At 42.5% G+C, this 24,370-nt stretch carries 22 protein-coding genes; 16 read left to right on the top strand and 6 right to left on the bottom strand.

Going from position 1 to position 24,370, the window contains the following annotated elements; translation table 11 throughout:
- The first annotated feature begins 5 nt into the window (after positions 1-5).
- The 6 genes from LLY41_RS17305 (at position 6) to LLY41_RS17280 (ending at position 5,479) form a co-directional block, all read left to right on the top strand.
- Positions 6-1,016, top strand: a complete 1,011-nt coding sequence (locus tag LLY41_RS17305) for an ABC transporter substrate-binding protein (protein WP_095243844.1) — start codon at positions 6-8, stop codon at positions 1,014-1,016.
- Positions 1,017-1,062: 46 nt separating this feature from the next.
- Positions 1,063-2,085 (top strand): ABC transporter permease, encoded by a 1,023-nt coding sequence (locus LLY41_RS17300; protein WP_095243845.1) that lies wholly within the window; start codon positions 1,063-1,065, stop codon positions 2,083-2,085.
- Complete coding sequence (locus tag LLY41_RS17295) at positions 2,060-2,854, top strand: ABC transporter ATP-binding protein (protein WP_095243883.1); 795 nt, start codon at positions 2,060-2,062, stop codon at positions 2,852-2,854. The genes LLY41_RS17300 and LLY41_RS17295 overlap by 26 nt, the downstream gene beginning before the upstream one ends.
- Before the next feature lie 142 nt (positions 2,855-2,996).
- Positions 2,997-3,725 carry an AzlC family ABC transporter permease gene (locus LLY41_RS17290; RefSeq protein WP_304585961.1) on the top strand — a complete coding sequence of 243 codons (729 nt, stop codon included), beginning with the start codon at positions 2,997-2,999 and terminating at the stop codon, positions 3,723-3,725.
- On the top strand, positions 3,718-4,023 hold the full coding sequence (locus LLY41_RS17285; protein ID WP_009331384.1) for an AzlD domain-containing protein: 306 nt from the start codon (positions 3,718-3,720) through the stop codon (positions 4,021-4,023). Before LLY41_RS17290 ends, LLY41_RS17285 begins: the two co-directional genes overlap by 8 nt.
- 163 nt (positions 4,024-4,186) lie before the next feature.
- Positions 4,187-5,479, top strand: a complete 1,293-nt coding sequence (locus tag LLY41_RS17280) for a M48 family metallopeptidase (protein ID WP_304585960.1) — start codon at positions 4,187-4,189, stop codon at positions 5,477-5,479.
- A 44-nt stretch (positions 5,480-5,523) separates the two neighbouring features.
- Here LLY41_RS17280 and LLY41_RS17275 read toward each other — a convergent pair whose 3' ends face one another.
- Both LLY41_RS17275 and LLY41_RS17270 read right to left on the bottom strand, forming a co-directional pair.
- Positions 5,524-6,168 carry a Type 1 glutamine amidotransferase-like domain-containing protein gene (locus LLY41_RS17275; RefSeq protein WP_095243848.1) on the bottom strand — a complete coding sequence of 215 codons (645 nt, stop codon included), beginning with the start codon at positions 6,166-6,168 and terminating at the stop codon, positions 5,524-5,526.
- Between the two features lie 62 nt (positions 6,169-6,230).
- Positions 6,231-6,467, bottom strand: coding sequence for an IDEAL domain-containing protein (locus tag LLY41_RS17270; protein ID WP_095243849.1), 237 nt, complete (start codon positions 6,465-6,467; stop codon positions 6,231-6,233).
- Between the two features lie 200 nt (positions 6,468-6,667).
- Here LLY41_RS17270 and LLY41_RS17265 point away from each other — a divergent pair, with 200 nt between their 5' ends.
- Positions 6,668-7,222 (top strand): competence protein ComK, encoded by a 555-nt coding sequence (locus tag LLY41_RS17265; RefSeq protein ID WP_095243850.1) that lies wholly within the window; start codon positions 6,668-6,670, stop codon positions 7,220-7,222.
- Positions 7,223-7,326: 104 nt separating this feature from the next.
- On the opposite strand, the gene LLY41_RS17260 is transcribed toward LLY41_RS17265, so the two are convergent.
- A complete protein-coding gene (locus LLY41_RS17260) occupies positions 7,327-7,716 on the bottom strand; it encodes a YhjD family protein (RefSeq protein WP_095243851.1) in 390 nt (129 codons plus the stop codon).
- A gap of 230 nt (positions 7,717-7,946) precedes the next feature.
- Between LLY41_RS17260 and LLY41_RS17255 the strand changes: the two genes are divergently transcribed.
- The 4 genes from LLY41_RS17255 (at position 7,947) to lepB (ending at position 12,460) form a co-directional block, all read left to right on the top strand.
- Positions 7,947-9,932: a S9 family peptidase gene (locus LLY41_RS17255; RefSeq protein ID WP_304585959.1), complete on the top strand. Its 1,986-nt coding sequence runs from the start codon at positions 7,947-7,949 to the stop codon at positions 9,930-9,932.
- 264 nt (positions 9,933-10,196) lie between these two features.
- Entirely contained in the window at positions 10,197-11,126 is a 930-nt protein-coding gene (locus LLY41_RS17250) for an LCP family protein (RefSeq protein ID WP_179288978.1), read from the top strand.
- A gap of 128 nt (positions 11,127-11,254) precedes the next feature.
- Positions 11,255-11,878, top strand: a complete 624-nt coding sequence (locus LLY41_RS17245; RefSeq protein WP_095243854.1) for a TVP38/TMEM64 family protein — start codon at positions 11,255-11,257, stop codon at positions 11,876-11,878.
- 27 nt (positions 11,879-11,905) lie between these two features.
- Positions 11,906-12,460, top strand: a complete 555-nt coding sequence (gene lepB / locus LLY41_RS17240; protein ID WP_095243884.1) for a signal peptidase I — start codon at positions 11,906-11,908, stop codon at positions 12,458-12,460.
- A gap of 63 nt (positions 12,461-12,523) precedes the next feature.
- On the opposite strand, the gene LLY41_RS17235 is transcribed toward lepB, so the two are convergent.
- Positions 12,524-12,850, bottom strand: a complete 327-nt coding sequence (locus tag LLY41_RS17235) for a hypothetical protein (RefSeq protein WP_095243855.1) — start codon at positions 12,848-12,850, stop codon at positions 12,524-12,526.
- A gap of 245 nt (positions 12,851-13,095) precedes the next feature.
- Between LLY41_RS17235 and fabG the strand changes: the two genes are divergently transcribed.
- The 3 genes from fabG to LLY41_RS17220 all read left to right on the top strand — a co-directional run bounded on the left by fabG (position 13,096) and on the right by LLY41_RS17220 (position 15,691).
- Positions 13,096-13,836: a 3-oxoacyl-ACP reductase FabG gene (gene fabG / locus LLY41_RS17230; protein ID WP_095243856.1), complete on the top strand. Its 741-nt coding sequence runs from the start codon at positions 13,096-13,098 to the stop codon at positions 13,834-13,836.
- 61 nt (positions 13,837-13,897) lie between these two features.
- Positions 13,898-15,076, top strand: a complete 1,179-nt coding sequence (locus tag LLY41_RS17225; RefSeq protein ID WP_304585958.1) for a thiolase family protein — start codon at positions 13,898-13,900, stop codon at positions 15,074-15,076.
- Between the two features lie 93 nt (positions 15,077-15,169).
- A complete protein-coding gene (locus tag LLY41_RS17220) occupies positions 15,170-15,691 on the top strand; it encodes a GNAT family N-acetyltransferase (protein ID WP_304588052.1) in 522 nt (173 codons plus the stop codon).
- 176 nt (positions 15,692-15,867) lie between these two features.
- Here LLY41_RS17220 and LLY41_RS17215 read toward each other — a convergent pair whose 3' ends face one another.
- Together LLY41_RS17215 and LLY41_RS17210 are read right to left on the bottom strand one after the other, a co-directional pair.
- A complete protein-coding gene (locus LLY41_RS17215; RefSeq protein ID WP_304588051.1) occupies positions 15,868-16,698 on the bottom strand; it encodes an MFS transporter in 831 nt (276 codons plus the stop codon).
- The gene (locus tag LLY41_RS17210; RefSeq protein WP_304585957.1) at positions 16,587-16,877 is read right to left on the bottom strand and encodes a hypothetical protein; all 291 of its coding nucleotides are present in this window, start codon (positions 16,875-16,877) and stop codon (positions 16,587-16,589) included. Before LLY41_RS17210 ends, LLY41_RS17215 begins: the two co-directional genes overlap by 112 nt.
- A 147-nt stretch (positions 16,878-17,024) precedes the next feature.
- Here LLY41_RS17210 and addB point away from each other — a divergent pair, with 147 nt between their 5' ends.
- Entirely contained in the window at positions 17,025-20,531 is a 3,507-nt protein-coding gene (gene addB, locus LLY41_RS17205; RefSeq protein WP_304585956.1) for a helicase-exonuclease AddAB subunit AddB, read from the top strand.
- The gene (addA, locus tag LLY41_RS17200) at positions 20,509-24,267 is read left to right on the top strand and encodes a helicase-exonuclease AddAB subunit AddA (RefSeq protein ID WP_304585955.1); all 3,759 of its coding nucleotides are present in this window, start codon (positions 20,509-20,511) and stop codon (positions 24,265-24,267) included. The genes addB and addA overlap by 23 nt, the downstream gene beginning before the upstream one ends.
- Positions 24,268-24,370 lie beyond the last annotated feature (103 nt).

The following is a 24,370-nucleotide window of genomic DNA, read 5'->3' as shown; positions in this document are numbered from 1 at the left end:
CCAGTATGTTAGAGAGAGTAAAAACATTTAAAGCTATAGCTGCGGCAGGTCTTATAGGAACTTTACTGCTAAGCGGCTGCGGAAGTGAAAGTACAAATGGGGAAGACGGCTCTGCGGATAAAGAAAAGGGAGAGTCAATCAATATAGGAGTTACTCAGATTGTCGAGCATCCTTCGTTAGATGCGGCACTGGAAGGTTTTAAAAAGGCATTAGAGGATTCAGGCATTGAAGCAAGCTATGATGTCCAGATTGCGCAGGGGGACCAGAATAATAATCAATCCATTGCCAATAATTTTGCCGGAGATGGAGTAGACCTGATCTTTGCCAACTCTACCCCCAGTGCATTAAGTGCACTCAATGCAACGAAGGATATACCAATTGTATTTACTTCAGTAACTGATCCAGTGGGAGCACAATTAGTAAAATCAATAGAATCTCCAGAAGGAAATATAACTGGAACAACAGATGCGCATCCTGATGCGATACCCAACATGGTTAAATTTATAGATGAACAGTTTGAGGCCGAAACGGTGGGTGTTATTTACAATTCCGGAGAACAAAATTCAGAGGTGCAGATTGAAAAGGTGAAGGAAGCACTGTCAGGTACAGATATGAAATTGGCCGAAGCTACCGTATCCAATTCTTCCGAAGTGAAGCAGGCTGCTGAATCACTTGTCGGAAAAGCAGATGCCATCTATATTATTACGGATAATACAGTCGTTTCCGCTTTGGAATCCGTCATTCAGGTTTCAAACGACAATGATATCCCGCTTTTCGTGGGAGAGCTGGATTCTGTTAAACGCGGGGGCTTTGCTGCTTACGGATTTGACTATGAAGATATTGGATATGAAGCCGGGGAAATGGCGGCAAAAATCCTAAAAGAAGGCAAGAAGCCATCCGAACTGCCTGTCCAATATCCGCAGAATCTAAAGCTGGTAATCAATAAAAAGGCTGCAGAAGAAATGGGTATTGACTTAAAAGAGGGTTGGAACGGGCTAGCTGAGTTTGTGGAGTAGTGTCAGTAAATTATTAGAGCTTTTTCTAAAAGAAAGGAAGATTACTATGCCAACTGCCATCTTTGGCTCCATTGAAGCAGGTGCGATATATGCCTTAATGGCGCTGGGCGTTTACCTCTCATTCAGAATTTTAGATTTCCCCGATCTGACGGTGGATGGAAGCTTTGTAACGGGTGCATCTGTAGCAGCTGTCATGATAGTAGGAGGATACAATCCTTTTTTGGCAACAATGGCAGCTATGCTTGCAGGCTTTGTCGCCGGCTGCTTCACTGGGCTGCTCCATACAAAAGGCAAGATAAATGCCCTGCTGTCAGGTATTTTAATGATGATTGCATTATATTCTATCAATCTCCGGATTATGGGCAAGTCAAATGTTCCTCTGCTGTCTGAGGAAACGGCCATCACAAAGCTTACAGCATTCTGGCAGGGGCTTGGGATTGATCAGGCTATCCAAAGCCTGTTTGGGGCACTGGGAATGAGTTTTGTTCCTAAAACCTGGGGGATTCTATTTCTTATGCTGGTTTTGGCATTTGCTGTTAAGGTACTGATTGATCTGTTTTTAAAGACAGATATTGGATTGGCTATACGGGCGACAGGAGACAATGAGACGATGATCCGCAGCTTTTCTGCTGACACAGACCTCCTGAAGATAGCCGGCTTGGGTATTTCAAACGCACTGGTGGCATTTTCAGGAGCCTTAGTGGCACAGTATAACGGATTCAGTGATGTCGGAATGGGAATCGGGATGATCATCATCGGGCTTGCATCCGTAATCATCGGAGAAGCAATTTTCGGTGCAAAAACAATTGTCAGAGCTACACTGGCTGTCATCGGAGGAGCCATTCTATATCGGATTATCGTAACTCTTGCATTGAGAGTGGAATTCCTTGAAACAGGAGATATGAAGCTGATCACTGCAGTAATCGTGATTGGTGCGCTGATTCTGCCCAAGCTTTTTCAGCAGCAGAAGGAGAAGCAGAGAAAGCGCAGGAGATTGGCAGAAGCGAAAAAAACGAATGCTTATGGGAAAAGTGGTGAACAATTTGCTGCAATTAAATCAGATTCATAAAGTGTTTAATGAAGGAACACCAGATGAAAAAACAGCTCTCCACAAAATCCATCTTCACCTGAAACCAGGGGACTTCATGACGGTTATCGGCAGTAATGGAGCGGGAAAATCGACTCTTATGAATATGATTTCTGGCAAATTGGTTCCTGATATGGGAGAAGTGCTGGTTGATGGAAAGGATGTCACTCTCGTTAAGGAACATAAAAGATCCAGGCTGATTGGACGTGTTTTCCAGGATCCGATGGCTGGAACAGCCCCTGCTATGACGATAGAGGAAAATCTGGCCATTGCTTATGCGAGAACTGCGGCGCGCGGACTTCGCAAAGGGGTTTCCAGGAAACGGCGTGACTTTTTCCAGAGTCATCTGGAAATGCTTCATCTGGGATTGGAAAATAGACTTTCAGCAAAAGTTGGATTGCTGTCAGGTGGAGAACGGCAGGCGCTCTCCCTGCTGATGGCGACATTCACAGAGCCTAAAATATTACTTTTGGACGAACATACCGCTGCCTTGGACCCGGCTCGTGCAGAATTAATTACCAGCCTCACGAAAGAGATTGTGGAAAAATATAATCTTACCACATTAATGGTAACCCACAATATGCAGCAGGCTCTTGACCTGGGAAATAGGCTGATCATGATGGATAAAGGCCAGATCATTTTTGAAACAAATGAGGAAGAGAAGAAAGATTTGACAGTGGAAAAACTGCTGGAGGAATTCCAGAAAATCCGCGGAGAGAAAATGAACAGCGACAAGGCGATTCTTATTTAGACGTGTGGACCGGACAAGGTTTTTGCCTTGTTCGGATTTTTTGTTCAAGCGGCATTTATCCAATAACATATTCTTCTAATTTTAAGTCTATTATAGTATAATTTTTAGAACCTTTTATTATATTTTTTAGGCGGTGAGCATCATGGCAGAACTTGCAGTCGGCAAGCCTTCCGGTGAAGTTAGAAAAGGGGTGCAGGCGGGAATCAGCATCGCGATAGGATATGCACCCATTGCTTTAACATTTGGGCTGCTTGCCAAAACAACCGGCCTTACAATTGGGGAAACAGTTTTAATGAGTTTACTGGTATTTGCCGGGGCAGCACAGTACATATCCCTGAGCCTGCTTACACTTGGGACAGGCATATTTGAAATTGTCCTAACAACTTTTATAGTGAATATCAGGCACTTTTTGATGTCTACCTCTCTTAATGAAAAGTGGGAAGATGAACAGGCAGCCAACAAGGTGATTTTAGCATTTGGGATTACAGATGAAACCTTTTCAGTTGCCGCTGTGCGTGAAGAAAAGGTAACAAGCGGGTATATGCTTGGGCTCATATCAGTTTCCTATGCAAGCTGGGTCACTTGTTCGGGACTTGGGCATCTTATTGGGGCGAGCCTTCCACAGACCTTGCAGGAAAGCATGTCTGTTGCTCTTTATGCCATGTTTGTCGGCCTTCTCGTTCCGTCTATGAAAAAGAGTTTAAAAGTTGTTTTTCTTGCCGCACTTGCAGCGTGTTTTAACACGATTTTCACTTTGACTAATACGCTATCGACAGGCTGGGCAATTGTAGTGGCCACGCTTTTATCGGCTGTAATAGTGGAATGGATTGAAAGTGTAAAAAACAGGAGCAGGGGGCAGGAGCATGAGTAGCCATATTGTGTGGATGATTGTTGGAATGGCAGCAGTTACTTATATCCCAAGGCTGCTGCCTTTTGTGCTTTTTAAAGGGAAGGAGCTTCCCGGCTTTGTTCAGGGGATATTAAAGAATGTGCCTTATGCGACATTAGGGGCACTCATTTTTCCGGGTATTCTGTTTATAAATGAAGATATTTGGTTTGGTCTGCTCGGTGCAGCTGCTGCTTTTCTGGCAGCCTTTTTAGGAGCAAATGTAATTGTCGTTGTGCTGGGATCGATCGCTGTGTTATCTGTATATTCTTTCTTGTTTTAGAAAAGATAATGATGGATGTTCTTTAGCCGGTTCCTTCTTGAACCGGCTTTTTCAATAGACCTGCTGGAATAGAAAGAAATGATTGTCCCATCAAATGAGTTCTATTTACAGATTTTTATACTAAACTAAATATAGAAAGGTTGTACCATAGGAGGGGAATTGGATGGCGCGGAAATTAGGTTTTTATGGGGCCCTGGCCTTTTTCGTATACGGTTTATTTTTTTATTGGTATCTATTCTATTTTGCTGACACCAGTCTGCCCTTTGAGTATGAAGGGTCACGGGCAGATCCGGCAACTTTCCTGAACGGCAGGGAACTGATGCTCAGTGAGGAATATTCTAAAATAAGAAACCTGCTGTTTTTTATTTCTACACCTTTTGAATGGATATTTTATTTATTTATTCTTTTATTTGGCTTATCAAAGGCTTTCAAAAAGTGGGCGGAACAGACTGCGCCATATAAATTCCTGCAAACGGCAATCTATTTGATTTGGCTTTCTTTTTTCGCCTTTATTGCCACGATGCCATTAAGCTATATCAGCTTTTCGCTTTCAAAAACGTATAATATCTCCACTCAGAGCTTCAGTGGGTGGATGAAGGATGAACTCATTGATTTTTGGGTTAATTATGGAATGATGCTTCTTATCGTGTCTGTTCTTTACTGGTTGATTAATAAGAGCAGGAAAAGATGGTGGCTTTACGCATGGCTATTATCAGTTCCATTTACCTTATTTATGATGTTTCTGCAGCCGGTTGTCATTGACCCTCTTTATAATGATTTTTATCCTTTAAAAGATAAGGAACTTGAAACGAAAATTCTTAATTTGGCCAATCAGGCTAAAATACCGGCTGAACATGTCTTTGAGGTCGATATGGCCGAGAAAACGAATGCGTTGAATGCATATGTAACAGGGATCGGCTCAAATTCAAGAATTGTTCTTTGGGACACAACTCTGAATAAATTAACTGAAGATCAAATTCTGTTTATAATGGCACATGAAATGGCCCACTATGTGGAGAAGCATATTTACATCGGAATTGGAGGATACTTGCTGCTTTCTCTGCTGGGGCTGTATTTGACAGCTAAACTAATGGAAAAAGCAGTAGATAAATGGGGAAGGGCGCTAAAAATTCCTGCAGTAAATGATATACGTTCCCTCCCGCTGTTTTTGATGATCCTTTCCATGCTGCTCTTTATTTCAAGCCCTCTTTCCAATCTTGTTTCACGGTATCAGGAAACAAGAGCAGACCGCTATGCCATTGAAATGACAAAGGATTCAAAAGCCGCAATAGAAACATTTCAGGAGCTGACCCGGGCTGGCTTAAGCCAGGTAAATCCGCCGCTTTTTGTGAAAGTATTCCGGTATGGGCATCCAACGATGCTTGAGCGGATTTCCATGCTGGAAGAATTTGAAATGGAACAGAGGCAGAAAGAACGGAAGCAGGCAGAGGAATGATTTGCTCATTATAACTAAAAAAGCAGGCCAAACGGCTTGCTTTTTTAAGTTTCATTTTTATAAATATGTATGTTTCCTTCATCGTCAGCCTGAATTTCATTGTGAAAATAGACGCCTGCATCATCGTCAATTCCATAACCGATCGCTGCATTGACTTTTCCTGCCGCTGCCTTGAGATTTTCCCGTTCATTCCACTTGGTAAAATGGACACTGATGGCGCAATTCCTGATTAACCCGAGCCCTTTCAAAAAGAGGTGCTGTCTTTTAAGGTTATCAATAGGGGGAATGATGCAATGTTCCGGAATGATCAGGGCGCCTGCCGAAAAGCCTGCTACTGGAATACCATTCATATACATCTTTCTAATGCATTCTCCGGTTTCACTATCCACAATGAATTTTCTGTAATTTTCTGTGTCACCGCCTCCAATAATGATGCCGGAACAGGACATTAATTCTTGAAGATAAGATTCTGCTGGGCCAGAGGAAAGCGGGAGATAGCAGAAATTCCTGGCTCCATTAGGAACTAAGGCAGAAGTATACTTATTCATATACATCTCCCAGCCATCCCTTTCCAAAAAGAGTATTGCTATTTTGCCATCCGAGCCGCAGGCAAGCTCTGTAAACATTTTTCCTAACCTTTGCCCGAATGGAGGGCTTCCGCCCATTAAAAATAAATGCCTGCTGTTCATTATTCCCCGCCTTCCTGACTAAAAATAAAATACCCCGCTGGTTGGCGGGGGCAAACTGCTTTTTAAGTGCCAAAACGCTTGGAAAGTTCTTTGTATTGCTTCGAAAAATGCATAAATGCCGGTTTATTTCCTTCATCAATCGCCGCGTCTACTTTTTTCATCAGCTTTTCTCTTTCATTATTGAGCAGGATCTCTGAAATAAGCATTTCAAGGTAAAGATCCAGTACAAAAGATTCCTTAAGGTTTTTCCGCTTCGATCCACTCGTTTTCATTAAGTCGGTGTATGATTTTTCCTTCATGGAAATCACCCCTGAGCTTTTTAATATTATATGGAATTACCTTTGAATATTCAACTAAATTTTTTAAATTTTTAGAAAATATTTTCGGAATGTCGAAAATGTGAACAATTTCAAAACTATTGAACAAATTTGTAATTTTTTGATAAATTGGTGTTAATATGGAAAAAGTGAGAACGAAAAAGAAAAGGAGATGAAAACGTATGACCCAAAATATTCAAATAATCGAAGAATATGAAATCAATCCAAATACGATGATTATTAAACCTCTCTCTTATGGGATAAAAGTTTATTCGCAAATCTGGGAGCTTGATGATGAAGTAACTTCTCCCTTTAAGCCGATTGAAATAATTAAAAGCAGCTGCAAATATTTTGGTTCAAGCTATGAAGGAAGAAAAGAGGGTACACGCCAATTAACCGGCTTCACCCATAAAGCTCCGATAACGATTGACCCCACGAATTTCATTTATTTTTTCCCGACAGCTTCTCCAAGCAATCCGGAATGTATGTGGATTGCATTGGATCACATCAATTACTTCAAGCGGGCGGAGAATGCACAAACCCAAGTAGTGTTTAAGAACAAGCAAAGCTTTATAATTCCAGCCTCGTATACAACCCTTAATAACCAGGTGCTCAGAACAGCACTGCTGAAAACGACATTGACAAAAAGGATAGAAGATTCAGAGAGAAAGTCACATTACTATGCGAATGGTTCCAAAATAATGAATGCTTCGGAGAGAAAAGGAGCCTACCAATAGAGAAGGGCTGGAATTGAAGGACAACCAAGAAGCATGCGGAGTTTCATGCTTCTATTTTCCGTAGTATATTGCCTTATTAGCTGCAGGCTTTCTTATTGCAAATTTTAATTGGCTTTCCGGCTTTTCCCTGGTCCCGGCAAAGGTTTTTTAATAAGATAATAGGTCATTAGCTCCTGAACTTTATTGCGGATTCGGGGATTAAAGTAATTATGGTGTTCCTCATATCCCTTATACAGGAACATAAACATAGTAAATGCCTCATCCCTCTTTACTTCCTGTACCTTTAGCTGGTTTTTATTCATATAGCGTTTTACCTCAGAGAGTTCACTTTGAATGACCTTCATTGTTTCTTCAACCAAATCAAGATAAGGCTGTTTTAGTTTAAACGGGCTTTTATTAATGACAATGGAGTCACGATTTAAAACCGTCAGCACCATTGGCAGATAAATAGCCTGTTCCATGATATTACGGTCTTCCTCAGGAATTCTGGTCATATTGTTCTGCTCCCCTTAAATAATAGTATCCTGCCTTGTTAAAGAACATATGTTCTTATCCAATTTTACAAAGGAATGTTTTATCTTGCAAGAGCCTATATTTGTCGAAATACTGTTATACTTCATCATTTCCAATAATGAAAAAAAGTTTCAGCCTAAAGCTAATTGGGAAGGGATTTTATTTCTGATGTCGAAATAAGTAGAACACACAGTTAGGAAGGATGAAATAAATGACGAAAAAAAGACCAATTAAACCAGAAGACCTTTATCATTTAAAATCTGCAGCTGATCCGCAGCTTTCCAGGAATGGATATGATTTGGCTTTTGTCGAGACCAGAATGCTTGAAGAAGAAAATACATATAGTTCAAATGTTTTTTACATAAATACTGCAAAAAGCAATAAGCCTGTTCAGTGGACTTACGGCAAACACCGCAATCATTCACCCCGCTGGTCTCCAGATGGGGAGTTAATTGCATTTGTATCAGACAGAGGCGGGAAGTCACAGATTTATATAATGAGCAAAGCAGGCGGAGAAGCCAGACAGGTGACACATTGTGCAAATGGTGCTTCAAATCCTGTCTGGTCCCCTGATGGAAAGAAACTTGCCTTCAATCTTTCATTAAAACAGGGTGAAGCCGCAGAAACACTGGAAAATCAGGAAAAAAGGGAAGAAAAGCCAGTACCGATTGAGATAGATAAAATGAAGCACAAATCTGACGCTCAGGGTTTTTGGAACGGAAGGTACAGCCAGGTTGCCTTAATAGATATAGAAACTGGCGAGATGGAGCAGCTGACAACCGGAGAACATGATTTCCAATTGCAGGACTGGTCCCCAGATGGGGAATGGGTTGCTGTTACGGCAGATTTGAGTGAAGATAAGGATTTTTCTTTTCTAAGCGATGTGTATATCATCCATCTTGAAACAAAAGACATGAAAAAGATTACAAATGGTAATGGATATTTCGGAAGCGCTGCATGGTCCCCTGACGGAAAACACATAGGATTGTTCGGGCATGAAAGGGAATACGAAAATGCTACGCATACCAAAGTATGGGTGTATAACCTCAAATCTGAGCATTTGCAGTGCCTGACTGCAGAATTGGACATATTGGCTGGTGATTATGCCATTGGAGATTTCCAGCAGGGTGCAGTAACACCGGGAGTTCTTTGGGCAGAGGACAGCAGAAGCTTTTATTTCCTGGCAACTGATCATGGGAATACAGTTGTTTATTATGGCTCTTTAGATGGGGAATTGTATCCTGCCCTGCTGGATCAGCAGCATGTATATGGACTGACCACGGGTGGAACTATCAATAAAGCGGTTGTAGCCATCAGCAGGCCGTCATCTCCAGGGGAATTATTTTTACTTGATGTTCCGACAGGAGAATTAAAACAGCTGACAAAAGTCAATGAAGAGTTCCTGAGCGGAGTGGAGCTGGCAGATGCAGAGCCCATTCAGTTTAAATCTTCGGATGAGTGGGACCTCCATGGCTGGATCATGAAACCAGTCCATTTGAAAGAAGGCCAAAAAGCACCGCTTGTGCTTGAGATCCATGGCGGACCTCATGCTATGTATGCCAATTCTTATTTCCATGAATTCCAATGCCTCGCCGCAAAAGGCTATGCGGTTCTGTTTATCAATCCACGGGGAAGCCATGGATACGGCCAGCATTTTGTAGACGCTGTCAGAGGAGATTACGGAGGCAAGGATTATGAGGATATTATGGATGCGGTCGATTACGCGCTCGAAAACTTCGATTTCATCGATAAAGAACGGCTGGGCGTAACGGGAGGAAGCTATGGAGGCTTTATGACCAACTGGATTATTGGACACACCAGCAGGTTCAAGGCAGCTGTCACTCAGCGCTCCATTTCCAACTGGATCAGCTTTTATGGAGTAAGTGATATCGGCTACTATTTTACTGATTGGCAAATCAAGAGTGACATGAATGATATAGAAAAACTATGGAAACACTCTCCGCTTGCTTATGTGAATGACATAAATACACCACTCCTGATTCTGCACAGTGAAAAAGACTATCGCTGTCCAATCGAACAGGCAGAGCAACTATTCATTTCTTTAAAGCATAGGAGGAAAACAGCAAAATTTGTCCGGTTCCCTGAAGCCAATCATGAGCTTTCAAGAAGCGGAAAACCAAATTTGCGAATCAGCCGCCTAAACTATATAGCCGGCTGGTTTGATGAATATCTTTGAGGTAAAAACCGCAGACCTTCGGGTTTGCGGTTTTTTCATAAGGCTGTAAAGGGACACAAAATTTGCCGATATAACAATGATGTCATTTTTTATGCAAGAAACTATTTAAAATAAATTGCAAAGAATCCAATTCATCTGCAAAATATAAGGTATACAGGATATACCAGCATAACTATCGAAACTTTTTAATGAACTATGCAGTCAAATATAGGTGAAGGTGTTAACACCCCTCCATAATTAGCTTTAAAGAAAGGACTTATACTTATGAGATCAGATAGATATGAAAAGAAGAAAAAGAAAGGAAAGTGGAGATCTGTCCTCCTAATTCTGCTACTCTTGATTGCAGGAACCCTTGGCTATTCGTATTTTCAGTTTAAGCAAGGTGTTTCCCAGACAGAAGGAGAAGCAAACATACAGACAGAAGAGTTTGAATTCAACGGCGAAAAAGATAAATATGGCGGAACAAATATCCTGATTCTTGGAAGTGATGCAAGGGGAGAGGAGAAATCAAGGGCTGATACCATAATGGTTGCACAGTATCATCCTGAAAAGGGCACATATAAGCTTATTTCTTTTATGAGAGACATGTATGTGGACATACCTGGCCATGGGCAAAACAGAATAAATTCTGCTCTTGCTTATGGAGGCCCTGAGTTATTGAGGCAGACGCTCAAAGAGAATTTCGATATAGATATCAAATATTACTCCATTGTTGACTTTGAAGGCTTTGTACATTTAATTGATGAAGCTTTTCCCAGAGGAGTAGAAATTGATGTGGAAAAAAGAATGTCTGCCAATATCGGTGTAACACTCGAACCTGGCCTGCAGCGGCTTGATGGAGAGCATCTCCTTGGGTACGTCAGGTTCAGGCAAGATGCAGTAGGGGACTTTGGAAGAGTAGAACGCCAGCAGAAGGTAATGAAAGAAGTAGCAAGCCAGTTTACAAGCCTTCAGACGATTACGAAGCTTCCAAAACTCATCGGGGTGGTAACTCCTTTTGTAAATACCAATATGAACACGGGAGATATTCTGTATATCGGAAAAGATTTCTTATCAAAGGATAACAGGAATGTAGAGACTCTTCGTGTTCCTGTTGATGGAACATTTGAGAACGAGAGAATTAATGGTGCTGCGGTTCTGGGCATAGATAAAGAGGCGAATAAAGCGGCAATCCATGAATTTCTTTCTAAATAAAAAAGTTAGAAACACTGTTTTTGCCGGATTAGGTGTACAATAAAAAGGGAAATGGTAAAACTAGGGGAAACTTATTTACCAAAACGAGTCGACTAAGGTATTGCTGCATAGTGGACAAGGAGATACTAATGGATTTTGAACTGCTCAAAGATTGGTTTACATTAGAGAATATAATGGATTTAATCCGGGAGTATCGTTCATTTGGACCTCTTCCGGGTATTCTGCTTCCAATGCTAGAAGCATTTTTGCCCTTTCTGCCTTTGTTTTTGTTTGTTATGGCAAATGCGAGTGCATTTGGTCTCTGGCTGGGATTTTTATACTCCTGGGTCGGAGCGGTCGCAGGAGCACTGATTGTTTTCCTGCTGGTCAGAAAATATGGCCAGAAACGAATACTCCGTTTTTTGAAAAAAAATAAGCAGGTACAGAAGCTTATGAAATGGGTTGAAAAGCATGGGTTTGGACCATTGTTCATCCTGCTTTGTTTTCCGTTTACACCTTCAGCGGTTGTCAATATTGTAGCTGGTCTTTCGAATATCAGTATCGCTCAATATATGCTGGCAGTCCTGACCGGAAAAATAGTGATGATTTTTACAATAAGCTTTGTCGGATATGATATCAGATCATTAATAACACAGCCAATTCGGACTGCTATTGTTGCACTGGTCATTTTCATTCTTTGGTATGTCGGCAAAATTATTGAAATAAAGATGAATATGAGCGTAGAAAAAGAACGCGGGAATAAAAAGCATTGAATGCATAAGTACTAGGGGAGATGAATGGTGAAGGAAGGATTGAGAAAAGAAGGAGCGGAATGGCTGAAGGCTTTTGCAATAGGCATTATCATCTTTGCTTTTATACGGACTTTTTTCTTCTCCAATTACGTTGTCGAAGGTGAATCCATGATGCCTACCCTTCAGGATGGAAATAAGCTGATTGTCAATAAAATCGGCTATCAGGTCAGCGATTTAGAACGCTTTGACGTAATTGTTTTCCATCATAATGATGAAGAAGATTTTGTAAAAAGAATAATTGGAATGCCTGGGGATGAAATTGCATACCGTAATGATGAATTATTTATTAATGGCAGGAAAGTGGATGAGCCTTATTTGGATAAGTACCGGAAAGAAATCTCAGGAGGCAAACTGACAGGTGACTTTACACTGCTGGAGATGACGGGCACAGAAACTGTCCCGGAGGGCAAACTTTTTGTTATGGGAGATAATCGCCTCGGAAGCTGGGACAGCAGGCATTTTGGTTTTATTTCAGCCGGCCAGGTTGTAGGAAAAGTAAACCTGCGCTATTGGCCGCTTGATGAAATGGATGCGTCATTCTAACAGATCTTATAGTATAAGGGACTCGAATATTCGAGTCCCTTATTTTTGCAGAAAGAGCTAATCTTAGATAACATGTAAATTAGGATTATCCCTATATTCAGGTTCGCAGTTTACACACACGTTTTCATCATAATCAGTCATATTCACATCTTCACGATTATATTCAATTCCGCAAAGAGAACAGGTAACCATACTTTCTTCTTCCAGTTCTTCCGGGTGAACGGGGATAGCGTCATTGATATTGATAGGCTCTACGGTAATTCCGCGTGAATTGGCCATTTCGGCTTTTAAGTATTCCTTTGCGGATTCTTCACTTTCCCAAAATCCCAAGTCCCACAACAGCTCCTGGGCGTCTCCGTTTTGTGCCATCAATCCATAAACAACTTTCATGATAAATGCCCCTTTCCAATTTGCTGTCTATTGTTTTATATTTCTTAGCCTTTTTTGGCTGCGGTTAAACCGATTCAAGTAATTCCCAACAGTTCCCTTGAAAGACTGGAATCGTCGTTTAAGAATAATTGCAGGGGATACAGGAGAATCTGCGGGCTTTGTCGAATAAAAGCTGGTGTACATCTTACCGAATTATTTTAGTTTTTAATGTCGGAATTTTCGAACATATTGTGGAGGTGCGATTAATGAGACTTAAGGATAAAGTCGCCATTATTACAGGTGCAGCCAATGGGATTGGTCTCGCTGCAGCAGAAAGGTTTGCAGGTGAAGGAGCTGCAGTAGCCATGGCAGATTATGACGCGGACATGGGAATAACCAGGGCTCAAGAGCTCAAGGAAAAAGGATTAAATGTACAGTTCTTTCAGGTTAATGTGGCTGACAGGCAAAGCATAGACAGTATGGCGGAAGCTGTAAAAGCGGAATTTGGGAAAATTGACATCCTTATCAATAATGCCGGAATAACCAGGGACGGGATGCTTTCAAAGTTATCCCCGGATGATTTTCAGGCCGTTATGGATGTGAATCTGTCAGGTGTTTTCCATTGTACACAAGCAGTGCTTCCATTCATGCTGGAGCAGGGAAGGGGAAAAATTATCAATACATCTTCTGTTTCCGGAATTTATGGGAATGTCGGACAGACAAACTACGCTGCAGCCAAAGCAGGTGTGGTGGGAATGACCAAAACATGGGCAAAAGAACTCGGCCGAAAAGGAATTAACGTTAATGCCGTGGCCCCAGGATTTATCTCTACAGGCATGACCGCAAAAGTGCCGGAAAAGGTGATAGACCAAATGCAGGGCATGGTTCCGCTGGGCAGGCTGGGAAAACCGGAAGATATTGCGAATGCATATCTGTTTCTGGCTTCGGATGAATCTGATTATGTGAACGGCACGGTCCTGCATGTAGATGGCGGTATTATGATGTAATAACCTGATTCCGAGCGAGTGCTCATTTATCAGATATTAATAGTAAAAGGGGTGGGAAAGTATGAGAAATGTTGTAATAACATCAGCAGTAAGAACACCAGTCGGGACCTTTGGAGGAGCCTTTAAGGATCTTCTGCCGACAGATTTGATTGTTCCAGTACTAAAAGAGGCTGCCGAAAGAAGCGCCTTAAAGAGCAGTGACGTGAATGAAGTAATTTTGGGACACTGCATTCAGCGTACAGATGAACCGAACACAGCAAGGACAGCAGCATTGCTTGCAGGCTTTGACGATACAACAACAGGGTTCACAGTCCAGAGACAGTGTGCATCCGGTATGCAGGCCATTATTTCCGCTGCCCTGCAGATTGCATCAGGCATGTCAGATATCGTGATTGCCGGAGGAGTAGAAGCCATGAGCTCCAGTCCTTATGTATTAAAACAGCATCGCTGGGGCGCCCGAATGCAGCATGGACAGGTAACCGACACAGTATGGGAGATTCTCGAAGATCCAATCCATCATATCATGATGGGGGAAACAGCAGAAAACCTGGCAGAAATTCATTCGATCACAAGAGAAGAGCAAGATGAAGTGGCATTGCTTAGCCATAATAGAGCCCTGCATGCAATTGAAAACGGTTACTTTGATTCGCAGATCGTTCCCATTACTGTGAAGACCCGGAAAGGAGAAGTAACCGTTGCAAAAGATGAAAACCCGCGTGCGGACTTAACAGCTGAAAAGCTGAGCAGCTTGAAGCCGGTCTTTAGAAAGGGCGGAACGGTAACGGCAGGAAACTCATCCAGCCTGAATGACGGCGGAGCAGCACTGGTCCTCATGCCGGAAGAGCTGGCTCTCGAAAGAGGACTGAAGCCGCTGGCAAAGATTGCTGGCTTCTCTGTTGCGGGAGTGGATCCGAAATTAATGGGAAGAGGACCTGTTCCGGCAGTTAAAAATGCTCTTGCCAGTGTCAATTGGTCGCTTGAAGAAGCTGATTTGATTGAAGTTAATGAGGCCTTTGCGGCACAATATTTGGCGGTTGAGAGAGAACTTGGCTTAAACCGGGAAAAAGTAAATGTTAATGGAAGCGGAATCAGCCTTGGACACCCTATTGGATGTACAGGTGCCCGTCTTGTCGTGAGTCTTGTTCATGAGTTAAAGAGAAGAGGAGGCCATAAAGGAATAGCTTCTTTATGTGTCGGAGGCGGAATGGGAGCCACAGTATTTGTGGAAACGTACGAATAAAGAGTTCCTTCGGGAGCTCTTTATTTATCCAGTGGATTCCATCTCCTGAATAATTTCTTTAAAGGGAGTGAATAAAGTGTTAAGCAAAACGGTATTATCGGGGAAAATATTATTCTCGGGTCATTTATTGACGAAGATATCAGAAAAATAACCGAGTGGCATGCGCACGAAAAAATCATGAGAAATCTGGATGCTCTTCCGGTAAAACCTAAAAAGGAAACAGAAATTAAGAAGTGGCTTGATGAGTGCCCGCAAGACACCTTCAGGTTTTCGCTCAGGTTAAAAGAAGGAAATGAAATAATTGGCTATGCAGAGATAAACGGTATTTTATGGCCGCACAGAACAGGCTGGGTTACCGTAGCCATTGCAGATGAAACCAAATGGGGAAAGGGATATGGAAAAGAAGCAATGCAATGCCTGATCCGCTATGCTTTCAGGGAACTGAATCTGTATAGGCTGCAGCTTACAGTATTTTCGTATAATACCAGAGCCAAGACTCTTTATGAAAGCCTTGGATTTCGAATAGAAGGCTGCTACAGAGAGTTTCTGGAACGCGATGGAAAACGGCATGATATGTATTTATACGGGCTGCTGAGAAAGGAGTGGAAAGAGTGAAGAAGCGCGGAATGATTCCGCGCTTTACAAGATTTATTCTGGTTGACTGACAAAAGTAATTTCTTTTGACAAGAAATAGCTTAGAACGATATTCGTAAGAAAAAAGGCAAGAAGCAGAAACAGTACATCATGATATTCCAGAATCATAACCGCCGGCGGCGCAAGGCTTGCACCGGTTAATAGAAAAAAGAATAGAGAGAAAGCGCTTTTGCACGATCAGCTCCTGCAATCATGCCAATCAGTGTGATAACTGTGGGTACAAGAAGAGATATAGAGGCCACGAACATTATTGAAATAGCCATTAATGCAATGGTGCTGCTGAAGAAAAACATATTAATGATGCTGAAGATTCCTATAAGTAAACCAAGCTTTAATGTCAAATGGGCACCAATCCGCTCAATTAATTTTCCCGTAAAGAGCGACAGCAGCGCCCCGATTAGTCCCACAGCTCTTAATGTGAACAGCTCCTCCATGGTTCCCTCGAAATTCCTTCCTATTGCATCGTAAAAAGCTACAAAGGTAAACAGCAAAGTAAAGGTAATAGCATAGCTTTGGAGCAGGCTTCCGTTCATTAATAGTTTTTTCATAATAGAAATAACGGAAACCCCTGATTTGGAAGGAGGAGAAGTGCCTGGAAGTATTTTATACGATACTAGGAAAAGAATTAAATAACAAGACGCAAAGAAATAAAAAGCATAGTTCCATTTAAAATAAAAAGTAATTGTCGAACTGATCAGCTGTCCAAGGATGCCGGCGACAAGGAATCCTGTATTGATAAAAACAAGCAGCAGGGTGCGGCTCCTCGGCTGAAAAAGATCAAAGGAATAAGCGAAGGCAACAGGAGCAAAGCTCCCAAGAGTCAACCCCTGAATCGACCTGGTTATATAGAGAGCTTCTACATTAGGGGAGAGCCCGACGGCACAAGTGGACAAAGCAGAAGCAAACAAACCTGAAATAATAATTCTGCGTCGGCCAAATGTATCGGAAGCAGGTCCAAAGAATAACAGGCCGGCAGCATAAAAAAATGCAAAAAGACTTCCCCGGCCACAATATGATTTTCATTTACTTTAAATGAGTCTGCGATTTCCCCGTAAATTGGGATCAGTGTATAAATATTGCTGGCGACAAAAATGCCTGTAACTGTCAAAATGACTGAAGTTGCAATCAGGACCTGTTTTGAAATCATCCTTATCACCTGCCGATATACTTTATGCACGAAACCTCGAATAGGAAAGTTGTCATTTCCACAATTTTGAAGAACCCCATACAAAAATTTGAACAGCTTATATGATAAAATAATGATAGAGAGAGAGCTTTTTTAAGGAGGAAAATTATGACCGTACGTTTATTGATAGGCCGTTCCGGGAGTGGTAAAACGGAATACTGCCTTAACCAAATCCGTGATGAACTGCGGTTTAATCCGGATGGAGATCCAATCATTTATTTAGTGCCGGAACAAATGACGTTCCTTTCAGAATATAAATTAATAACAACACCTGGCCTGGGCGGAATGATCCGCAGCCAGGTATACTCTTTCACGCGTCTCGCATGGAGAATTCTTCAGGAAACGGGAGGCATGAGCAGATACCATCTTAATAGTGTAGGCATCAGCATGCTGATCCGCAAAATCATTGAAGATAAAAAGGATGATCTTAAGCTTTTTCAAAGGGCTGCAGACAAAAATGGCTTTATTCAGCAAGTAGAACAAATAATGACCGAATTCAAACGATATTGTGTAGCTCCCGACGAACTGGCGGAAAGGCAAAATCAGCTCTCGGCAAGCGGGAAGTCAAATAAGGCACTCCAGGACAAGCTGCATGATCTTGAGATAATCTATAAAAATTTCGAGGAATCCCTTTCTGGCAAATATACAGATTCAGAGGATTATTTCCGCCTGCTTGCGGAAAAAGCCTCCCATTCAGAGTATCTAAAAAATGCTGAGGTTTATATAGATGGCTTTTACAGCTTTACACCACAGGAATATGCAATTGTTGAACAGCTGATGAAGCAGTGTAAAAACGTTACCATCACACTAACGCTTGACCAGCCGTTTAAGAATAATGCTTCTGATGAGCTTCATTTATTCAGAATGCCTGGAGAGAACTATCAGACAATCAAAGAATTGGCTTCCCGCAACAGGCTGGATGTGGAAGAGATGCTCCTTTCCGAGCAAAAAAGGTGGATCAAGCCTTCACTTAAGCATCTTGAGGCTCATTTTGACAGCAGGCCTGCAGAGGCATTTACAGGAGAAGCGGACATTCACATTGGACAGGCTGTCAGCAGGAGGGCCGAAATTGAGGGCGTTGCCAGGGAAATTAATAAGCTTGTTCGCACTGATGGGTATCGCTACCGTGATATTGCCGTACTGGCAAGAAACGGCCAGGATTATCATGACATGATTGAAACAGTGTTCCGTGACTATGACATCCCATTTTTTATTGATCAGAAAAGAACAATGCTGAATCACCCGCTCGTTGAGTTAATCCGGTCAACACTTGAGATAATCAATGGGAATTGGCGCTATGAACCGATTTTCAGAGCTATAAAAACAGAGCTGATTTTTCCGTCCAGGCTAAACCCCGGAAAGCTTCGTGAGCAAATGGACAGACTTGAGAACTATGTTCTTGCTTATGGCATTCAAGGAGACAAATGGACGAAAAAGAAGAGATGGACATACAGAAGAATCAGAGGGCTGGAGTTTGAAGCAGTTGCCCAGACAGATGCCGAGAAAAAAGTAGAAGATGAGTTAAATGATCTGCGCGAAATGATTACAGGCCCAATATTAAGGCTGCACAGGCGCTTGAGAAAGGCTGCTGATGGCCGCAGTTTGTGTGAAGCTTTATTTCTATACATGGAAGAATTGGATGTTCCTCTGAAGATTGAGAAGTGGAAAACTGCTCAGGAGGATAAAGGGAACCTTGTTAAGTCAAGGGAACATGGACAAGCATGGAATGCCATTATGGAGCTTCTGGATCAATATGTGGAAATGCTTGGTGAAGAAGAAGTGAGCCTTAAGCGCTTTGCATCCATTCTTGATGCCGGACTGGAGTCGCTTCGCTTTACGCTTGTTCCGCCTGCCATTGATCAGGTTATGGCGGCCGATTTGGAAAGATCGAGGCTAACTGATATTAAAGCTGCCTTTGTTATTGGGCTGAATGAAGGAGTACTTCCTGCCAAATTCTCAGAGGATGGTGTGCTGGCGGATGACGACAGGGAAATGCTGAACACGAACGGAATGAAACTGGCGCCTGGAAGCCGCACACGTCTGCTTGATGAGGAATTTATAGCTTATAAAGCATTTGTTACTCCATCAGAAAAACTATTTATAAGCTATCCATTGGCAAATGAAGAAGGTAAAGCACTTATGCCGTCTCCTTTGATTAAGAGATTGGGAGATTTATTTCCTGATTGCAGGCATCATTCCTTCATGTCTGATCCGGCAGAGCTTAAGGAAACGGAGCAGCTGGAGTATGCTGATAACCTTAATACAGCATTATCGTATTTGACTTCACAGCTTCAGCTCAAAAAACGCAGCTATCCAATCTATGACCTCTGGTGGGATGTTTATAACTATTACCTTAAAAATGAGCAGTGGAGAAGGCCTGCATTGAAGGTGCTTTCCAGCCTTAATTATGAAAACAGGACACTTCAGCTTGGTGAAGACGTCAGTAAGGAATTGTATGGCGACCATATTCAGGCGAGTGTTTCGAGAATGGAATTATTCCATAGCTGTCCATTTTCCCATTTTGCACAGCATGGACTAAGGCTGCGGGAAAGACAGGTATACCGCCTGGAGGCACCGGATATCGGGGATCTTTTCCATGCTGCTTTAAAATTTATTGCAGAAACAGTTATGACTCAGAAACTTTCATGGACAGATATGACGAGGGAACAGTGTGAGATCCTTGCAAAAGAAGCGGTTGAAATGCTTGCTCCTAAACTTCAAAATGAAATTCTCTTAAGCTCGAACAGGCATCACTATATTAAGAGAAAGCTTGAGCAAATTATCAGCAGAGCTTCCTATGTCATCAGCGAGCATGCCAAATCAAGCGGATTCTCGCCGGTGGGCCTTGAACTGGGGTTTGGTCCTAAAGGAGAGCTTCCTTCGCTTGCTTTTCCTCTTAAAAACGGGGCTAAAATGGAGCTTGTCGGAAGAATTGACAGAGTAGACAAGGCTCAGGATGCCAACGGGACATTTTTACGGGTAATTGACTATAAATCCAGCTCCAAGGATCTGAATGTAAGTGAGGTTTACTACGGCATTGCTCTGCAGATGCTGACATATCTGGACATCATAATTGCCCATTCCAGCTCTTTAATTGGAACAAAAGCCGATCCGGCAGGAGTTCTTTACTTCCATGTCCATAATCCGATCGTCAGCACTTCAAAAATGCTGACATTGGAGGATATAGAGCAGGAACTTTATAAGAAATTCAAAATGAATGGCCTCCTGCTCGGAGAAGAAAATGTAATCAGGTTAATGGACCAGACTATTGAGACAGGCGACTCATCCATTATCTCAGCGGGATTCAAAAAGGACGGCACCCTTTCTAAGAGGTCTAAAGTAGCAAGCAAGCAGGAGTTCGATTATTTGCGCAGCTATGTAAGAAAAATGTATAGGAATACAGGCAATAAAATTACTGAGGGCAATGTTGAAATTACCCCATATAAAATGAAGGAAAAAACACCGTGTACATTTTGTGCCTACAAATCTGTATGCCAATTTGATGAATCTCTTGAAACAAATGATTACAGATTATTTACCCCTAAACCAAAAGAAGACATGATTGAAATCATCAAGAAGGAGGTGGAGGGAGATGAAAGTGACCATACCGCCTAAGCCGGAAGGTACAACCTGGACCGATGACCAATGGAAAGCGATCATGGCCAAGGGTCAGGATATCCTGGTGGCTGCAGCAGCCGGATCAGGGAAGACCGCTGTTTTGGTTGAAAGGATTATCAATAAGATTATCGCAGATGAAGATCCTATTAATGTCGATGAACTGCTTGTTGTGACCTTTACAAATGCCTCCGCAGCAGAAATGAGGCACAGAATCGGCGAGGCTCTTGAAAAAGCTATTAATGATAATCCGCGATCTGCTCACCTCAGAAAGCAGGTAAGCTTACTAAACAGGGCATCCATCTCGACTTTGCACTCATTTTGCTTAGAGATGATACGCAAATATTACTACATGACCGATATTGATCCGGCGTTTCGGATTGCGGATGAAACTGAAGCACAGCTTTTGAGGGATGAAGTACTCGAAGAGCTTTTTGAAGATGAATACGGCAAAGAGGGAAATGAAGGATTCTTTGCACTTGTTGACACTTTTACAAATGACAGAAGTGACACTGCCCTTCAGGATATAATAAGGGACTTATACGATTTTGCCCGTTCCAACCCTTCGCCTGATCAATATCTTGATTCAATTGTTGAGATGTACAATGTGAACGGCGTCAGCAGTCTCGAGCAGCTTCCATTTGTCCGTTCGCTTTTGGAGGATATTGATCTTCAGCTGAAAGGAGCCAAGCAGCTGCTTGAATATGGGCTTGAGCTGACCAAGCTTCCAGGGGGACCGGCTCCGAGAGCAGAGAACTTTATCGCAGATCTGCATGTTGTAAATACACTAATTGAAGCGAAAAATGATTCATGGACGATGCTCTATGAAGCGATGCAATCATGGTCTTTTGGCAGAGCCAAAACGTGTAAGGGCGATGAATATGATGAAGGACTGATCGAAAAAGCAAAAAAACTCAGGGATCAGGCCAAGAAAATCATAACCGGCCTGCAGGAAGAACTGTTTTTCCGCAGACAGGAGAGCTTCATGCGTGATATGGCGGAAATGAAGCCCCATATTGAAGAGCTTGTCAGGTTGGTTAAAGCATTTTCCATCCGCTTTGATCAGGTTAAAACTGAAAAAGGGCTTGTTGACTTTGCGGATCTTGAGCATTATTGCCTTGACATTCTTTCATCAACAGATGAGGAGGGACGGCTTTTGCCTTCAGAAGCGGCTCTTGTCTGCAGAAATCAGTTCAAAGAAGTTCTGGTTGATGAGTATCAGGATACCAACATGGTTCAGGAAGCTATTTTGCAGCTGGTAACGGCAGATTCAGAAGAGAACGGAAATTTATTCATGGTAGGGGATGTTAAGCAGTCAATCTACCGTTTCCGCCTTGCAGAGCCTAATCTGTTTCTGGGCAAGTACACGCGGTTTGACCGGGATGGAGAAAGAGCAGGACTCAGAATTGATCTGGCGCGAAATTTCAGAAGCCGTAAAGAAGTTCTGCAGGGGACCAACTATATCTTTAAGCAGATTATGGGGACGTCTGTCGGTGAAATAGAGTATGACCAGGCAGCTGAACTTATTAAAGGAGCTCCCTATTCAGAGGATCAGGAGCAGCCTGTTGAGCTTGCTATTATTGACCTTGAAGGAAGTGAAAAGAGTGAACCGGACCCTGAATCCATGGATGAGGGTTTTGACAGCGAAGATTTAGCACAGTCACAGCTCGAAGCCAGATATATGGCTTCTAAAATTAAAGAAATCATTGGGAATCGGAAAGAAGTTTACAACACAAAGACTCATTCCGGACGGCCTGCCAAGTACAGGGATATTGTCATCCTGCTTCGTTCCATGACATGGGCTCCTCAGATTATGGAGGAATTTAAACAGCAGGGAATCCCTGTCTATGCCAATCTTTCCAGCGGTTATTTTGAAGCAACAGAAGTAGCGATTATGATGTCACTTCTAAAAGTGATAGATAATCCGTACCAGGATATTCCGCTGGCATCGGTGCTGAGATCTCCTATTTTGGGTCTGACCGAAGAAGAGCTTGCACAAATAAGAATCCAGAATAAAAGTGGCTCATTCTATGAAGCATTAACTTCTTTTTGCCGGAATCACCCAACCCTTGAAACGGGAGAATTATATGAAAAGGTCCGGCCATTTTTCGATGCTCTTGAAGAATGGCGTGTAATGGCGCGGCAGGGTTCCCTTTCAGAGCTGATCTGGAATCTCTATAGACAAACCAGATTTTATGATTTTGTCGGCGGTATGCCAGGCGGAAAACAGAGGCAGGCAAATCTTCGCGCATTGTACGACAGAGCCAGACAGTATGAAGCAACCTCATTCAGAGGATTATTCCGCTTTTTAAGGTTTATTGAACGAATGCGTGACAGAGGCGATGATCTTGGTGCTGCCCGCGCTTTAGGTGAGCAGGAAGATGTTGTCCGTCTTATGACGATCCACAGCAGCAAAGGTCTTGAATTTCCCTTTGTTTTTATTGCAGGGCTTGCCCGCAACTTTAATACGATGGACTTGAAAAAGCCATATATGCTTGATAAGGAATTTGGATTTGCTGCAAAATATGTAAATGCCGAGAAGAGAATTTCGTACCCCTCTCTGCCGCAAATTGCTTTTAAACGAAAAAAGAAAATGGAAATGCTGGCTGAAGAAATGCGGGTTCTATATGTTGCTTTAACGAGGGCGAAGGAAAAGCTGTACCTGGTATCGTCTGTCAAAAGTGCAGATAAAAAATTAAATAAGTGGCTGCAGGTATCCGAACATAAAGACTGGCTCCTGAATGAGTATGACAGGGCTTCTGCAAACAGTTATCTGGACTGGATTGGCCCGGCTCTTGTCCGGCATCGGGAGTGTGAGGCATTGAGAGCGGAAGTTCAGGTGGATCCTCTTGTCCCGGGTGATATACTTGAACACCCTTCCTGCTGGAATATAACCATAATTAAAAGTGAAGAAGCTGCTGTTCTTCCGGAAGAAGCCAATGAGGGCGAAACGGATTTGCTGAAATTGGTTTATGAAGGAAAAACTGTTCCGGCAGAATCGGCTTTTAAGGATAAAGTTGAGGAACAGCTTTCCTGGAAATATACCTATAAGCAGGCAGCTCAAGCCAGATCTAAACAATCGGTTTCGGAAGTGAAAAGGCAGCGGGAGATTTTTTCTGAAGAAGACAGCGGTACTGAATTAATTCGTAAAATCAGTAAACCGATGCTCAGCCGACCTCGCTTTATGCAGGAAAAATCACTTTCTCCAGCTGAACGGGGTACTGCTATGCATGCTGTCATGCAGCATATTGATTTCAGCCGGCCTGCAACAGTGGAAACGATATCCTCCAAAATGGATGAGATGGTCAGGAAAGAATTGCTCACGGAAGAGCAGCGTGCCAGCATTGAGCCGCAGCTGATCTTGCAATTTTTCGAAACTGAACTGGGTCAAAGAATGATTCAGGCTATATCGGTACGCCGAGAAATCCCATTCAGTTTATCTTTCCCTGCCCGGGAAATTTATTCAGATTGGCAGGGTGAAGATGAACCTGTTCTCATCCAGGGGATTGTGGACTGTGTATTCGAAGATGAGCAAGGTTTGGTGCTCCTGGATTATAAAACGGATGGAATCAGCGGCCGTTATAAGGGAGGGTTTGCTGAAGCCAAACCCGTTCTTGAAAACAGGTACAAAGTACAAATTGATATGTACACCAGAGCATTGGAACAGATTTTAAAACGGGAAGTCAATGAAAGATACCTGTTTTTCTTTGATGGTGCTCATACAATTAAGTTATAGGAAAAGCCGGCAAGGAGACTTGCCGGCTTTTGAGTATGTGCAGGAGATGTATTTATAATGAACATCAGCTGAAAAGGGTCATGAACGGAAATCAAAAGGACGA

It is taken from the genome of Cytobacillus firmus, from assembly GCF_023612095.1.
Classification (GTDB): Bacteria; Bacillota; Bacilli; order Bacillales; family Cytobacillaceae; genus Cytobacillus.
The sequence above is the reverse complement of the archived record's forward strand: the minus strand, read 5'-3'. Positions and strand labels throughout refer to the sequence as shown.

What these genes read in the sequence shown, in the direction of transcription:
- LLY41_RS17305 (WP_095243844.1), top strand. Translation starts at nt 6, where the DNA reads ATGTTAGAGAGAGTAAAAACATTTAAAGCTATAGCTGCGGCAGGTCTT.
- LLY41_RS17300 (WP_095243845.1), top strand. Translation starts at nt 1,063, where the DNA reads ATGCCAACTGCCATCTTTGGCTCCATTGAAGCAGGTGCGATATATGCC.
- LLY41_RS17290 (WP_304585961.1), top strand. Translation starts at nt 2,997, where the DNA reads ATGGCAGAACTTGCAGTCGGCAAGCCTTCCGGTGAAGTTAGAAAAGGG.
- LLY41_RS17285 (WP_009331384.1), top strand. Translation starts at nt 3,718, where the DNA reads ATGAGTAGCCATATTGTGTGGATGATTGTTGGAATGGCAGCAGTTACT.
- LLY41_RS17280 (WP_304585960.1), top strand. Translation starts at nt 4,187, where the DNA reads ATGGCGCGGAAATTAGGTTTTTATGGGGCCCTGGCCTTTTTCGTATAC.
- LLY41_RS17275 (WP_095243848.1), bottom strand. Translation starts at nt 6,168, where the DNA reads ATGAACAGCAGGCATTTATTTTTAATGGGCGGAAGCCCTCCATTCGGG.
- LLY41_RS17270 (WP_095243849.1), bottom strand. Translation starts at nt 6,467, where the DNA reads ATGAAGGAAAAATCATACACCGACTTAATGAAAACGAGTGGATCGAAG.
- LLY41_RS17265 (WP_095243850.1), top strand. Translation starts at nt 6,668, where the DNA reads ATGACCCAAAATATTCAAATAATCGAAGAATATGAAATCAATCCAAAT.
- LLY41_RS17260 (WP_095243851.1), bottom strand. Translation starts at nt 7,716, where the DNA reads ATGACCAGAATTCCTGAGGAAGACCGTAATATCATGGAACAGGCTATT.
- LLY41_RS17255 (WP_304585959.1), top strand. Translation starts at nt 7,947, where the DNA reads ATGACGAAAAAAAGACCAATTAAACCAGAAGACCTTTATCATTTAAAA.
- LLY41_RS17250 (WP_179288978.1), top strand. Translation starts at nt 10,197, where the DNA reads ATGAGATCAGATAGATATGAAAAGAAGAAAAAGAAAGGAAAGTGGAGA.
- LLY41_RS17245 (WP_095243854.1), top strand. Translation starts at nt 11,255, where the DNA reads ATGGATTTTGAACTGCTCAAAGATTGGTTTACATTAGAGAATATAATG.
- LLY41_RS17235 (WP_095243855.1), bottom strand. Translation starts at nt 12,850, where the DNA reads ATGAAAGTTGTTTATGGATTGATGGCACAAAACGGAGACGCCCAGGAG.
- fabG (WP_095243856.1), top strand. Translation starts at nt 13,096, where the DNA reads ATGAGACTTAAGGATAAAGTCGCCATTATTACAGGTGCAGCCAATGGG.
- LLY41_RS17225 (WP_304585958.1), top strand. Translation starts at nt 13,898, where the DNA reads ATGAGAAATGTTGTAATAACATCAGCAGTAAGAACACCAGTCGGGACC.
- LLY41_RS17210 (WP_304585957.1), bottom strand. Translation starts at nt 16,877, where the DNA reads ATGATTTCAAAACAGGTCCTGATTGCAACTTCAGTCATTTTGACAGTT.
- addB (WP_304585956.1), top strand. Translation starts at nt 17,025, where the DNA reads ATGACCGTACGTTTATTGATAGGCCGTTCCGGGAGTGGTAAAACGGAA.
- addA (WP_304585955.1), top strand. Translation starts at nt 20,509, where the DNA reads ATGAAAGTGACCATACCGCCTAAGCCGGAAGGTACAACCTGGACCGAT.